Below are 12,977 nucleotides of genomic sequence, written 5' to 3'. Positions count from 1 at the left end.
AACGGCAGAGGGAAGGGGAAGTCATGGACCAATTGGCACCCAGCGAGTTTTCGCCTTACCGCTTCTACAGTGCGGAGCGATGGGCGGAGTTTCGTGCCGATACGCCCATGACGCTGACTTACGACGAGATCAAGCGGTTGCGTTCGCTGAACGACCCGATTGATCTCGATGAAGTTACGCGCATCTACCTGTCGCTTTCACGCTTGCTGTCGGCCCATGTCGAGGCGAGCCAGCTTCTGTTCTACCAGCGTCGCCGGTTTCTCAACACCAGCGAATCCTTCAAGACCCCGTTTATTATCGGCATTGCGGGATCGGTCGCTGTTGGCAAATCCACGACGGCACGCGTGTTGAAGGAATTGCTGGCGCGTTGGCCGTCGAGCCCGAAAGTCGATCTCGTCACGACCGACGGTTTTCTCTATCCAAACGAGGTGCTTCGCGCTAAAGGCCTGATGGAACGCAAGGGTTTTCCCGAAAGCTATGATGTCGGCATGGTCCTGCGCTTTCTCTCGTCGATCAAGGCGGGCCAGCGCAACGTCAACGCGCCGCTCTATTCGCATTTGACCTACGACGTCCTGCCCGGGCAATTTCAGACCGTCGATGCACCCGACATCCTGATTTTTGAAGGCATCAACGTTCTGCAGGTTCGCGACCTGCCGGAGGATGGCAAAATGGTGCCGTTCGTCTCCGATTTCTTCGATTTCTCGATCTACATCGATGCCGACGAAGAGCAGATCCACAAGTGGTACATAAGCCGTTTCATGCGGCTGCGCGAGACTGCATTCCGCGATCCGACGTCGTTCTTCCATCGTTACTCTACGATCTCAGAAGACGCGGTGCGCGCCATCGGCGAAAGCCTCTGGGCCAACATCAACCTCAAGAACCTGCGCGAGAACATACTGCCGACACGGCCCCGTGCCGATCTTATCCTGCGCAAGGGCGACAATCACTTGATCGAGGAAGTTGCGCTCAGGAAGCTGTAACCCGGCGAAGCGTGAGGTTGATGCGGCCCGTGCCCTTGAGCAGCATCGACGTTCCGGGATAAATCCGGTCGACACCATGATAGGCGAGGCGACCCTCGCCGCCGAGCACAATGACATCACCGCTCGATAAACGCAGCGACTGCGTCTTATCGGTTCGTTTTGTGCCGCCGAAGCGGAACTGGCAGGCATCGCCAAGCGAAACCGAAACGACGGGCGCGTTGAGATTTTGCTCGTCGCGATCCTGGTGCTGTCCCATCTTGGCGGTGTCCGCATAGAAATTCACCAGACAGGCTTCGGGCGGCATCGGGAATTCCGAGATATGATGCCAGAGCTGTTGCAGGCGCTCGGGAATAGGTGGCCAAGGTTCCCCAGTAATCGGATGCACAGGCTGGTAGCGATAGCCGCGCTCCTTGTCCGTAACCCAGCCGAGCGCGCCGCAATTGGTCATGCGCACGCTCATCTCCTTGCCGGTTTTCGGCATTGCCGGAACATAAAGCGGCGCCTGTGCAACCACCGCCCTGATATACTCAAGCAATGCGGCCTGCGCCGCCTGATCAAAATAATCGGGATAATAGCGAATTCCAGGTGCCAGCAGGATCATCGTTTTGAATGCAAAGCTTGCCGGCCCGGCAGGACCGGGCCGTGCCTAGTGAAAGGGGTTATTTGAGTTCAGGAATGCGCAGCACCTGGCCCGGATAAATCTTGTCCGGATGGGTGAGCATCGGCTTGTTGGCCTCGAAAATAAGCGTGTTTTTGGCGCCCTTGCCCTTGCCATACTGGGCTTCGGCGATCTTCCAGAGATTGTCGCCCTTCTTGACCGTATAGAACACCGGGGCCTTTTCAATCGTTCCCGTCGGCGTGTTGTCGATCTTGAGCTCGTCGGTTTCGACCTTGGAAATGCCAAGGGAATTGCCGACGGCGATAATCGCCTTTTCGAGAATTTCCTGGTTGGTCACATTGCCCTTGAGAACGGCCTTGTCGCCCTGAACCACGACCTCGACATTTTCGGTACCGAGCTCGTGGGAGTCGAGTTCCTTCTTCAGGTCTTCGGCCTTTGGCTCGTCGTCGCCGATACCGATCTTCTTGCCTACGGATTTAACGAAATCAAACAGTCCCATAACTGGCTCCTGATAATTGTTCAAACCGACATATGCAGTTGTGGCATTCCGTGAAGGACTTGAAAAGGCTAGAAAATCACCCGAGCAGATTATAGCGTCGTGTATTGGCGACCAGGACTCTAGTCGCCGGATACCCTGCCACGCATCTTCTTTACGTCGGAACGGCCGGACTTCGCCTTGAGGCGACGCTCGATCGAACCTTTCGTGGGCCTCGTCTTCTTGCGCGGTGGCGGCGGCGGCTCGGCCGCCTTGGCGATCAGCGCGACCATCCGCTCGCGCGCATCTTCCCGGTTGCGCTCCTGCGTGCGGAAGCGGCTTGCCTCGACGAGAATATCACCGTCCTTAGTCGCGCGCTGACCGGCAAGTTTGAGGAGCCGTGCGAAGACTTCGTCGGGCAGGCCCGCATTCGCCGCAAGAAAGCGCAGCTGTACGGCGGTCGAAACTTTGTTGACATTCTGGCCGCCTGGTCCAGCCGAGCGAATGAAGCTCTCCTCCAGATCGCTTTCATCGATCCAGATCCGGTTGGTGATTTTGATCCGGGTGCGGCTCTCTTCCATGCCAGATTGGTAACCCAATCTTTGATTCGCGCAAAGCTGCATGAAATGCAAAGAGCCCCGCCGCGGGCGGGGCTCTTATGAATTGTCTGGCCTATTCTGCGGCGACCGGCATATGCGGCGCGGCAGCCCTGATATCGCTATCCACGTGGCTTTCGAATTTGCCGAAGTTGCGAACGAACATATCGACAAGTTTCATCGCCTGGGCATCGTAAGCTGCCTTGTCGGCCCAGGTCGAGCGCGGATCGAGGATCGACTGGTCGACGCCGGGCACGGAAACCGGCACGTCGAAGCCAAAGTTCGGATCCGTGCGGAACTCGACGTTCTTCAAGGAACCATCGAGCGCTGCTGAGAGAAGCGCCCGCGTCGCCTTGATCGGCATGCGTTTGCCGGTACCGTAGGCGCCGCCAGTCCAGCCGGTATTGACCAACCAACAATCGACGCCGTGCTCGGCAATGAGTTCGCGCAGCAGGTTGCCGTATTCCGAAGGATGGCGCGGCATGAACGGCGCGCCGAAGCAGGTGGAGAAGGTAGCCTCCGGCTCGGTAACTCCACGCTCCGTGCCCGCAACTTTGGCGGTATAGCCGGAGAGGAAGTGGTACATCGCCTGCGCCGGCGTCAGTTTTGCGATGGGAGGCATGACGCCGAACGCATCGGCGGTCAGCATGATGATATTCTTCGGATGGCTCGCCTTGCCTGTCTTCGATGCATTCGGAATGAAGTCGAGTGGATAGGCGCAGCGTGTGTTCTCGGTCAGCGAACCGTCATTAAAGTCGGGCTGACGGCTTGCGTCCAGAACGACATTCTCGAGAACGGTGCCGAAGCGCTGCGTCGTCGCGTATATCTCTGGCTCCGCTTCGGCGGACAGACGGATCGTCTTGGCATAGCAGCCACCTTCGAAGTTGAAGACGCCGTGCTCGCCCCAGCCATGTTCGTCGTCGCCGATCAGCGTGCGCGAAGGATCAGCCGACAGCGTGGTCTTACCGGTGCCGGAGAGGCCGAAGAATACGGCGGTATCGCCATCAGGACCCTCATTGGCCGAACAGTGCATCGGCATCACGCCCTTGGCGGGGAGAATATAGTTCAATGCCGTGAAGACGGATTTCTTCATCTCCCCCGCATAGGCCGAACCGCCGATGAGAACGATGAGACGATTGAGGTCGACAGCGATGACCGTTTCCGTCCGCGTGCCATGGCGCGCGGGATCGGCACGGAATGACGGCAGGTCGATAATCGTCATTTGCGGCACGAAGCTCGCGAGCTCGTCGCGATCGGGACGGATCAACAGATTGCGGATGAACAGGGAATGCCAGGCAAACTCGGTGATGACGCGGGTGTTGAGCTTGTAGTCGTCATCGGCGCCGCCGACGAGATCCTGAACGAAGAGTTCCTTGCCTTTCGCCTGCGCCATGAAGTCGGCATAGAGCAATTCGAATTTTTCCGGTGAAATCGGAGCGTTGTTGTCCCACCAGACATGTGCTTCGGTGGAACCGTCGCGCACGACGAACTTGTCCTTTGGCGAGCGTCCCGTGTGCTGACCGGTCCGGGCGACCAACGCACCCTGGGCGGTGAGCTGTGCTTCGCCGCGGCGTACGACTTCTTCATAAAGTTCAGCTGCTTCGGGGTTGTAATAAACCGCCGAAAGTTCCGTCAAGCCTGAGTTGCCGAGCGCGATAGACGCGTTGTGGATACCGGTTTCTCTAGTCATGTGTCCGCCGTTGTTAGGGTCAATAGATGCATTCGCCGCATTCTTGCATCATCGAACAAGAATGCGGCTACGTCTCGTCAAAAGCAGAAAAATTGAATACTTTCAAATATTTAATCGATTTAAAGAATTTAAATATTTTTAAATCGGTTTAAGTAAGGGGAAATTTCTGTGCTCTTCCCTTTACGTAAGACAGTGGTGGACTGGTCCGGGTGACACCGCCGCGGATCTGTGCCACATTTTGTACCTAATTTGTACTGCACAAGCTGTGCAGACCAATGGCATAAGGAAGGCAGCGCATGAGGGAAGTCCCCGCAATGCAAACAATAGCGCTCGTCGATGACGACCGCAACATTCTGACGTCCGTTTCGATTGCGCTCGAATCGGAAGGCTATCGCGTCGAAACCTATACGGATGGCGCCTCCGCGCTCGACGGCCTGATGGCGCGCCCGCCGAACCTTGCCATTTTCGACATCAAGATGCCCCGCATGGACGGTATGGAGTTGCTGCGCCGCCTGCGCCAGAAGTCCGACCTGCCGGTCATCTTCCTTACCTCCAAGGATGACGAGATCGACGAGTTGTTCGGCCTCAAGATGGGTGCGGACGACTTTATCACCAAACCGTTCTCGCAGCGCCTGCTCGTCGAGCGGGTCAAAGCCGTGCTGCGCCGTGTCGCCGCGCGTGATGGCACCGTTAAGCCGGGAAGCCCGCAAGCGAAATCGCTCGAGCGCGGCCAGTTGGTCATGGACCAGGAACGCCACACCTGCACATGGATGGGCGAGCCGGTGACGCTGACGGTTACCGAGTTCCTGATTCTGCATTCGCTGGCGCAGCGCCCCGGCGTGGTCAAGAGCCGCGATGCGCTCATGGATGCCGCCTATGACGAGCAGGTCTATGTCGACGATCGCACCATCGACAGCCACATCAAGCGCCTGCGCAAGAAGTTCAAGGTCGTCGACGACGATTTCGACATGATCGAAACACTTTACGGCGTGGGCTACCGGTTTCGCGAAACCTGATAGAATAGCTGCGGTATAGGTTAATTGATGGACGGGCTTGAGCGGGCCCTTTGCTTTCACAGGCGTGTGATCCGCTGTAAAACAAGGTTGTCTCGTGGCGATATGAATGCCATGAGACGCCGCGATCAAGGTTCTTTGAGGAATAAATGGTAGCCGGGCTGCAAAGCGGCAATATTACGCGCAAGAGCGCCGTCATGCGCCGGAAGCGCTCGCTTGCTTTGCGTCGCTTTTTCAAGCCGCTTAATCGCGTCTTCGGCAACTATCTTTTCTCGAGCCTCACGCGGCGCATCCTCTTCCTCAACCTTGCCGGCCTCGCCGTTCTCTTGTCCGGCATCATGTATCTCAATCAGTTCCGCGACGGTTTGATTGATGCCCGCGTGGAAAGCCTGATGACGCAGGGCGAGATCATTGCAGGCGCCATTGCCTCATCAGCGACCGTCGATACCAATTCGATCGCTATCGATCCGGAAAAGCTGCTTGAACTCCAGGCTGGCCAAAGCATCACGCCATCGCCGGACGTTCTCGACAATCTCGATTTCCCGATCAATCCGGAACGCGTTGCCCCAGTTCTTCGCCGCCTCATCTCGCCGACGCGGACCCGCGCCCGCATCTACGACCGCGACTCGAACCTGCTTCTCGATTCCCGCCACCTTTATTCGCGCGGACAGGTGCTGCGTTATGAATTGCCGCCCATCGACGGGGAAGAGCCCAGTTTCTTCGAGCGTCTGACCAATCGCATGACGAGGCTCCTGCGCCGCAGCGACCTGCCGATCTACCAGGAGCAGCCGGGCGGCAATGGTTCGTCCTATCCGGAAATCGTCAAGGCGCTGACGGGTTCGCCGGCAACCGTCGTGCGTATGACCGAGAAGGGCGAGCAGATCGTTTCCGTCGCCGTTCCTATCCAGCGTTTCCGTGCTGTTCTCGGTGTTCTGCTGCTTTCCACCGAAGGCGGCGACATTGACAAGATCGTCCAGGGCGAACGTTACGCGATCATCCGCGTCTTCACGGTTGCGGCCCTGGTCATGGCGATCCTTTCCCTGTTCCTGGCATCCACCATCGCCAATCCGTTGCGCCGTCTCGCCGCCGCGGCCGACCGCGTGCGCCACGGCGTGAAAAGCCGCGAAGAGATTCCGGATTTTTCCGAACGACAGGATGAGATCGGCCATCTATCGACGTCCATTCGCGACATGACCAACGCGCTCTATGCCCGGATCGAGTCGATAGAAAGCTTTGCGGCCGATGTCAGCCATGAACTGAAGAACCCCCTTACTTCGCTGCGCAGCGCCGTCGAAACCTTGCCGCTTGCGAAGAACGACGAGTCGCGCAAACGCCTGATGGATGTCATCCAGCACGATGTGAAGCGCCTTGACCGCCTGATCACCGATATCTCCGACGCCTCCCGTCTCGATGCTGAACTAGCCCGCGAAGATTCCGAGCATGTCGACCTCAAGATGCTTCTCGGCAACCTCGTGACAGCGGCCCGCGAAGTCCGCCGCAACAAGAAGGACACGCGCATCGAGTTGGTCGTCGGCAAGCTTCCAAACAACCGCAAGGGCTTCCATGTCGTCGGCCACGATCTTCGTCTGGGCCAAGTCGTCTCCAACCTCATCGAGAATGCGCGCTCCTTCGTCCCGATCGAAGGGGGCATCATTACCGTTTCGCTGCAGCATATGGGTGATCGCATCCGCATTCTCGTCGAGGACAATGGCCCGGGCATCCGTGTGGAGCAGATCGATCGCATTTTCGAGCGCTTCTACACCGACCGCCCTGCCGGGGAGGCGTTCGGGCAGAATTCCGGTCTCGGCCTTTCGATCAGTCGCCAGATCATCGAGGCGCATGGCGGCACCCTCAATGCCGAAAACATTCCCGATCCCAAGGATCCGGAGAATTATCTTGGCGCCCGCTTTACCGCCATTCTGCCGGTTGAGGCTTGATGGCGCGCATGCCGGAAGAACTGATCCATGCAACGGCCCTCATCGTCGCCGACCGTGGCGTCCTGATCGTCGGCCCGTCCGGTGCAGGGAAATCGTCAATAGCGCGGGCACTTATCGAGCGTACCAACGCCAAGGGCACGTTTGCCGCGCTTGTCAGTGATGACCAATGCCAATTGCGCCCGTCTTCGGGACGTCTCATCTGTTCGGCGCCGGCATCGCTGCGGGGCGGAATCGAGGTGCGTGGGTCGGGGCTTCACGCGGTCGATCATGAAGGCACTGCCGTCATTCATCTTGTTGTCGAACTCGTCGATAAAGCAGAGGCAGTTCGATTTGCTGGTGAGGAGACGACACAACTTCAGGGCGTCGCAATTCAGCGCCTCCGCCTACCGGAAGGCGAGGTGGAATCCGCTTGCAGGGCCGTCGAGGCGTGGCTTTTCGAGCCCCAATGGAAAAAATTAACGAGCTAATCCAGATGGTTGCCCTTTTGCACTGCGATAAAATGACTATGCGTCTTGGTGGCGCCATTTTTCCACTTGCCTTCGCGATTCGTCCTGCCAGAATGCGACACCTGCCAAACGGGGCATTCAATGCGCGGAAAAAAGCCCAAGCTGAAGGGCGCGGCGCGACAGGAGCAGTTTCAGAATGATCGGACTCGTGCTTGTGACGCACGGAAGACTGGCCGAAGAATTTCATCATGCTGTTGAGCATGTGGTCGGCCAGCAGGAATATTTGGAAACCGTATCGATCGGTGCGGATGATGATATGGAACAGCGTCGCCGGGATATCGTCGATGCAGTTGCCCGCGCCGACAATGGTTCGGGTGTTATTATCCTGACGGACATGTTTGGCGGGACGCCTTCCAATCTCGCCATATCCGTGATGGAATCGGGCAAGATCGAAGTGATTGCGGGCGTGAACCTGCCGATGCTTATCAAGCTCTCCAGCGTTCGCCTGACCAATGACATGGCGGCATCGTTGCGCGAAGGCCAGGACGCCGGTCGAAAGTATATTAACGTGGCCAGCCAGGTGCTGACAGCCAAATAGAGGTCATGAATGCGCCTGACTGCAGAAACGACCGGTACGTTCAATCCGGACAACGCGCTTGTGGAGTCATTCGAAATCATCAATCGCCGCGGCTTGCACGCGCGCGCCTCCGCCAAGTTCGTTCAACTTGTCGATGGTTTTGATGCGCATGTCCGCGTCGAGAAAGATGGCATGACAGTCGGCGGAACATCCATCATGGGCCTGATGATGCTCGCCGCTTCGCCTGGTTGCTGCATAAAAGTTAGCGCATCCGGTGTGCAGGCGCGCGAGGTGATGCAAGCGCTCGGTTCGCTGATCGCCGACAAATTCGGCGAAGAAGCTTGAGCGCCGATTTTTAAGATCGCTCAAATTGGATATGCACGCATAAGGATTTCTTTATGTCCCATTGTGCGGCGCGCCCTAATCTGCTAGTCAACTCCATCTCCGGCCACGCTGTTCAAGCGCGCGGCCATACGGAATTTGCGAAAAATGGAGTTGGCACAGATGGCCGAGAAGCAGGATTATATCGTCAAGGACCTTGAGCTGGCCTCGTGGGGCCGCAAGGAAATCGAGATCGCCGAGACAGAAATGCCGGGCCTGATGGCGAGCCGCGAGGAATTTGGCCCGTTGCAGCCGCTGAAGGGCGCCCGGATCACCGGTTCGCTGCATATGACGATCCAGACCGCCGTTCTGATTGAAACCCTGCAGGCGCTTGGGGCCGAGGTGCGCTGGGCGTCGTGCAACATCTTCTCGACGCAGGATCACGCTGCAGCTGCAATTGCTGCTACCGGCACGCCGGTCTTTGCCGTCAAGGGCGAAACCCTTGAAGAATATTGGACCTACACGGACCAGATTTTCCAGTGGCCGGACGGTCAGCCGTCGAACATGATCCTCGACGATGGCGGCGATGCCACCATGTATATCCTTATCGGCGCGCGCGCCGAAGCCGGCGAGGACGTTCTTTCCAATCCCGGCAGCGAGGAAGAGGAAATCCTGTTTGCGCAGATCAAGAAGCGCATGAAGGAAACGCCTGGCTTCTTCACCAAGCAACGCGAAGCCATCAAGGGCGTCACGGAGGAGACGACGACGGGCGTCAATCGCCTGTATCAGCTGCAGAAGAAGGGCTTGCTTCCCTTCCCGGCGATCAATGTCAATGACAGCGTCACCAAGTCGAAGTTCGACAACAAGTATGGCTGCAAGGAATCGCTGGTCGACGGTATCCGCCGCGCCACGGACGTCATGATGGCCGGCAAGGTTGCCGTCGTTTGTGGCTACGGCGACGTCGGCAAGGGCTCTGCCCAGTCGCTCAACGGCGCCGGCGCACGCGTCAAGGTAACGGAAGTCGACCCTATCTGCGCGCTGCAGGCCGCCATGGACGGTTTCGAAGTCGTCACGCTCGAGGACGCAGCGCCGACGGCTGACATCGTGATCACCACGACCGGCAACAAGGACGTCATCACGCTCGATACCATGCGCAAGATGAAGGACATGGTCATCGTCGGCAATATCGGCCACTTCGACAATGAGATTCAGGTCGCAGCGCTGCGCAATCTCAAGTGGACCAACATCAAGCCGCAGGTCGACCTGATCGAATTCCCGGATGGCAAGCGCATGCTGCTTCTGTCGGAAGGACGGCTGCTCAATCTCGGTAACGCGACCGGCCATCCGAGCTTTGTCATGTCCGCCTCCTTCACCAACCAGGTGCTGGCGCAAATCGAGCTCTATAGCCGTGGCGAGAAGTACAAGAACGAAGTCTATGTTCTGCCCAAGCACCTCGACGAAAAAGTCGCGCGTCTGCATCTCGACAAGCTCGGCGCGAAATTGTCGGTGCTTTCCGAAGAACAGGCGGCCTATATCGGTGTAACGCCGAAGGGCCCCTTCAAGTCCGACCACTACAGATATTAATTCTCGTTAGTAACGACACAAGATATGGACGCCGGGGGATTGACAAATTCTCCGGCTTTCTTTTTTAGCGCCAGTTCTTCCCGTCGATTCGCTCAAGGTTTATTCTAGTGATTCGGGATAGCGCTGTTCCCGGTGGGCCAAGCGATTGAAAAATCGAAGGGAAGGAACAGCGGGCATTCGCCAGACGGGGTAGCGACGGTTGATATGAAGATTGAAAGCGGTGTTCGCAGGAGACATCCGGCACGGGCATTTCCGGTGCTGAAGGAACTGCGGATCTTGGCGTGCCGCGCCTGCTCCTCTCTCGCAATTCTTTCGGCGTTTTCATTTCCGGCCCGCGCCGAGGATGCTTTTGGCAAGATCAGCACGCCTTTTGGGGTGGAGGTCGGCACGTTCGAGGTCATCCAGTTCGCCATGTTCCTTGGCGCCATGGGTGCCGCCTTGCTCTCGGCAGGCTGGCTGATCCGTGAACGCAGCCGCATTGCCAATGAGAACCGCCAGTTGCGCGACAAGGTCGCCGATCTCAATGTCACGGTGCAGCGCAACGAGGCCATGCTGAATCTGAAGGATCAGCGCATCATCGTCTGGGAAGGTGGATCGAGCACACCCAACCTGATCGGCAATCTTCCGCCGGAGATCGGCGTGCCGGAGCCCCGCTCGCTCTTCCTTGCCTTCGGTCGCTGGTTGCGCGTGGATTCGGTTACCTTGCTCGATCGCTCCATCGCCGCTTTGCGCGAAAAGGCACGCCCCTTCGATATCACCGTCGAAACGACAAAGGGGGCACCGCTGGAAATCCAGGGCCGTACCTCGGGCGGATATGCCATTGTCCGTTTCATCAATCTTGGCGAAGCAAGGGCCGAGCAAGCGCTGCTCAAGACCGAGAACTACCAGTTGAGCGAAGCGATCGGCACCCTGCGGGGACTGCTTGAATCGGTTGACATGCCGGCATGGAGCCGCGATGCCGATGGGCGGCTCAATTGGGCCAATCTTGCTTACGCCAAGGCAGTCGACGCGCGAGAACCGCACGCCGCCGTCAGTGAGGCGCGTGAATTGTTCGGCGCACAGGCACGCGAACGCGTGGAGCGGGAAAAAGCCGCATCGCGGCGCTTCAACGAACAGCTTTCGACAGTGGTAGGCGGAGACCGGCGCGTCTTCCGTGTGACCGACGTTGCCGGCACGACCGGCTCGGCCGGTGTCGCCGTTGATATCAGCGAAGTCGAGCTTATCCGCGAGGAATACAAGCAAACCGTCCTCAATCATTCCGACACGCTGGACCAGTTGAACTCGGCCGTCGCGATGTTCGATGCCAACCGCAGGCTGCAGTTCTTCAACCAGGCCTTTGCCAAGGTCTGGGGACTCGAAACGGCGTTTCTCGAAAGCCACCCTGACAATTCCATGCTGCTCGACAGGTTCCGCAGTGACGGCATTTTGCCGGAGCAACCGGATTGGCGGCGCTGGAAGGAACAGGTTCTTTCGGCCTATCATTCGGTCGAACCGCAGGAACACCTCTGGTACCTGACGGATGGCCGTACGCTGCGGGTCATCGTCAATCCGCAGCCGAAGGGCGGCGTCACCTGGGTCTTCGAGAATCTCACGGAAAAGCTCGAACTCCAGAGCCGGTACAACACGCTGATCAAGGTGCAGGGCCAGACGCTCGATCACCTGGCCGAGGGTGTCGCCGTATTTGGATCAGACGGCAAGATCCGCCTTTTCAATCCTGCTTTTGCGTCGCTCTGGTCGCTGAGAAAGGAACAGATCGCCGAAGGTATGCATATTTCGGCTGTCCGCCGGCTGTGCGAACCAGTTTCGGATGCCGTGCACTGGGAAGCCTTCGTGACGACGGTTACCGGATTTGACGATGAGCGGCAGTCGCTCTCCGGCCATATAGAGCTCAGCACCGGTAAGATATTGTCCTACGCGACGGCGCCTCTGCCGAACGGTCAGACCATGCTGACCTTCGTCAATGTGACCGACTCGGTACAGGTTGAGCGAGCCTTGAAGGAGAAGAACGAAGCGCTCGAACGTACGGACGAATTGAAGAACGACTTCGTACAGCACGTCTCTTACGAGTTGCGCTCACCGCTGACCAATATCATTGGCTTTACCGAACTCCTGCAGACGCCCATGACGGGGCCGCTGAACGAGAAGCAACGCGATTATCTCGACCATATAGGAACTTCGTCGTCGGTCCTTTTGACCATCGTCAATGATATTCTAGATCTCGCCACCGTCGATGCGGGGATCATGGAACTTGATATCAGCGATGTTTCCGTCGCGGACGCGATCACGACCGCGTCGGAAAAAGTCGCCGACCGACTGAAGGAACACAATATCCTTCTCGACATCCGCATTACGCCAGGAGCGGGCTCTTTCCGGGCCGACGCCAGCCGGGTGAAGCAGGTGCTGGCAAATCTCCTGAGCAATGCCGCCAACTATGCACCGGAGGGGAGCACCGTAACCCTGTCCTGCTGGCGCGAGCAGGCCGAAATGGTGTTCAGCGTCGAGGACAAGGGGCCGGGCATGCCGGGCTATGTACTCGACAGCATCTTCAAGCGGTTCCAGCCCTATCCGAATGGCGGGCGCAAGCGCGGCGCCGGATTGGGCCTTTCCATTGTCAAGGGTTTCGTCGAACTGCATGGCGGCACAGTCGATATTGAAAGCGCCGCCGGCAAAGGCACGCTGGTGACATGCCGCTTCCCGCTCGAGGCGCGGACCTTCAGCATCGCTGCCGAATAAGGCGTC

At 58.1% G+C, this 12,977-nt stretch carries 12 protein-coding genes; 8 read left to right on the top strand and 4 right to left on the bottom strand.

Annotated features, from left to right (window positions below; translation table 11 throughout):
- Nucleotides 1–23 precede the first annotated feature (23 nt).
- The gene (gene coaA, locus BLR72_RS08780; RefSeq protein ID WP_244506662.1) at nucleotides 24–980 is read left to right on the top strand and encodes a type I pantothenate kinase; all 957 of its coding nucleotides are present in this window, start codon (nucleotides 24–26) and stop codon (nucleotides 978–980) included.
- Here coaA and BLR72_RS08775 read toward each other — a convergent pair.
- The 4 genes from BLR72_RS08775 to BLR72_RS08760 all read right to left on the bottom strand — a co-directional run bounded on the left by BLR72_RS08775 (nucleotide 967) and on the right by BLR72_RS08760 (nucleotide 4,360).
- Complete coding sequence (locus BLR72_RS08775) at nucleotides 967–1,581, bottom strand: alpha-ketoglutarate-dependent dioxygenase AlkB family protein (RefSeq protein ID WP_091947423.1); 615 nt, start codon at nucleotides 1,579–1,581, stop codon at nucleotides 967–969. The genes coaA and BLR72_RS08775 overlap by 14 nt on opposite strands.
- A gap of 58 nt (nucleotides 1,582–1,639) precedes the next feature.
- Nucleotides 1,640–2,098, bottom strand: coding sequence for a peptidoglycan-binding protein LysM (lysM, locus tag BLR72_RS08770; RefSeq protein ID WP_091947421.1), 459 nt, complete (start codon nucleotides 2,096–2,098; stop codon nucleotides 1,640–1,642).
- Between the two features lie 119 nt (nucleotides 2,099–2,217).
- The gene (arfB, locus tag BLR72_RS08765; protein WP_091947417.1) at nucleotides 2,218–2,655 is read right to left on the bottom strand and encodes an alternative ribosome rescue aminoacyl-tRNA hydrolase ArfB; all 438 of its coding nucleotides are present in this window, start codon (nucleotides 2,653–2,655) and stop codon (nucleotides 2,218–2,220) included.
- Between the two features lie 91 nt (nucleotides 2,656–2,746).
- Nucleotides 2,747–4,360 (bottom strand): phosphoenolpyruvate carboxykinase, encoded by a 1,614-nt coding sequence (locus BLR72_RS08760; RefSeq protein WP_091947414.1) that lies wholly within the window; start codon nucleotides 4,358–4,360, stop codon nucleotides 2,747–2,749.
- A 296-nt stretch (nucleotides 4,361–4,656) separates the two neighbouring features.
- On the opposite strand from BLR72_RS08760, the gene BLR72_RS08755 reads away from it, so the two are divergent.
- From BLR72_RS08755 to BLR72_RS08725, 7 genes are all read left to right on the top strand, one after another.
- Nucleotides 4,657–5,376 carry a response regulator transcription factor gene (locus BLR72_RS08755; RefSeq protein WP_027230908.1) on the top strand — a complete coding sequence of 240 codons (720 nt, stop codon included), beginning with the start codon at nucleotides 4,657–4,659 and terminating at the stop codon, nucleotides 5,374–5,376.
- Between the two features lie 146 nt (nucleotides 5,377–5,522).
- Nucleotides 5,523–7,310: a sensor histidine kinase gene (locus tag BLR72_RS08750; RefSeq protein ID WP_091947411.1), complete on the top strand. Its 1,788-nt coding sequence runs from the start codon at nucleotides 5,523–5,525 to the stop codon at nucleotides 7,308–7,310.
- Nucleotides 7,310–7,777, top strand: coding sequence for an HPr kinase/phosphorylase (locus BLR72_RS08745; RefSeq protein ID WP_091947408.1), 468 nt, complete (start codon nucleotides 7,310–7,312; stop codon nucleotides 7,775–7,777). The genes BLR72_RS08750 and BLR72_RS08745 overlap by 1 nt, the downstream gene beginning before the upstream one ends.
- 175 nt (nucleotides 7,778–7,952) lie before the next feature.
- Complete coding sequence (locus tag BLR72_RS08740) at nucleotides 7,953–8,354, top strand: PTS sugar transporter subunit IIA (protein WP_027230905.1); 402 nt, start codon at nucleotides 7,953–7,955, stop codon at nucleotides 8,352–8,354.
- Between the two features lie 9 nt (nucleotides 8,355–8,363).
- Complete coding sequence (locus BLR72_RS08735; RefSeq protein ID WP_027230904.1) at nucleotides 8,364–8,678, top strand: HPr family phosphocarrier protein; 315 nt, start codon at nucleotides 8,364–8,366, stop codon at nucleotides 8,676–8,678.
- Between the two features lie 159 nt (nucleotides 8,679–8,837).
- Complete coding sequence (gene ahcY, locus BLR72_RS08730; RefSeq protein WP_091948586.1) at nucleotides 8,838–10,238, top strand: adenosylhomocysteinase; 1,401 nt, start codon at nucleotides 8,838–8,840, stop codon at nucleotides 10,236–10,238.
- A gap of 204 nt (nucleotides 10,239–10,442) precedes the next feature.
- Nucleotides 10,443–12,971 carry a sensor histidine kinase gene (locus tag BLR72_RS08725; protein ID WP_091947405.1) on the top strand — a complete coding sequence of 843 codons (2,529 nt, stop codon included), beginning with the start codon at nucleotides 10,443–10,445 and terminating at the stop codon, nucleotides 12,969–12,971.
- Nucleotides 12,972–12,977: the final 6 nt, after the last annotated feature.

This window comes from Phyllobacterium sp. YR620 (assembly GCF_900104165.1).
GTDB lineage: Bacteria > Pseudomonadota > Alphaproteobacteria > Rhizobiales > Rhizobiaceae > Phyllobacterium > Phyllobacterium pellucidum.
The sequence above is the reverse complement of the archived record's forward strand: the minus strand, read 5'-3'. Positions and strand labels throughout refer to the sequence as shown.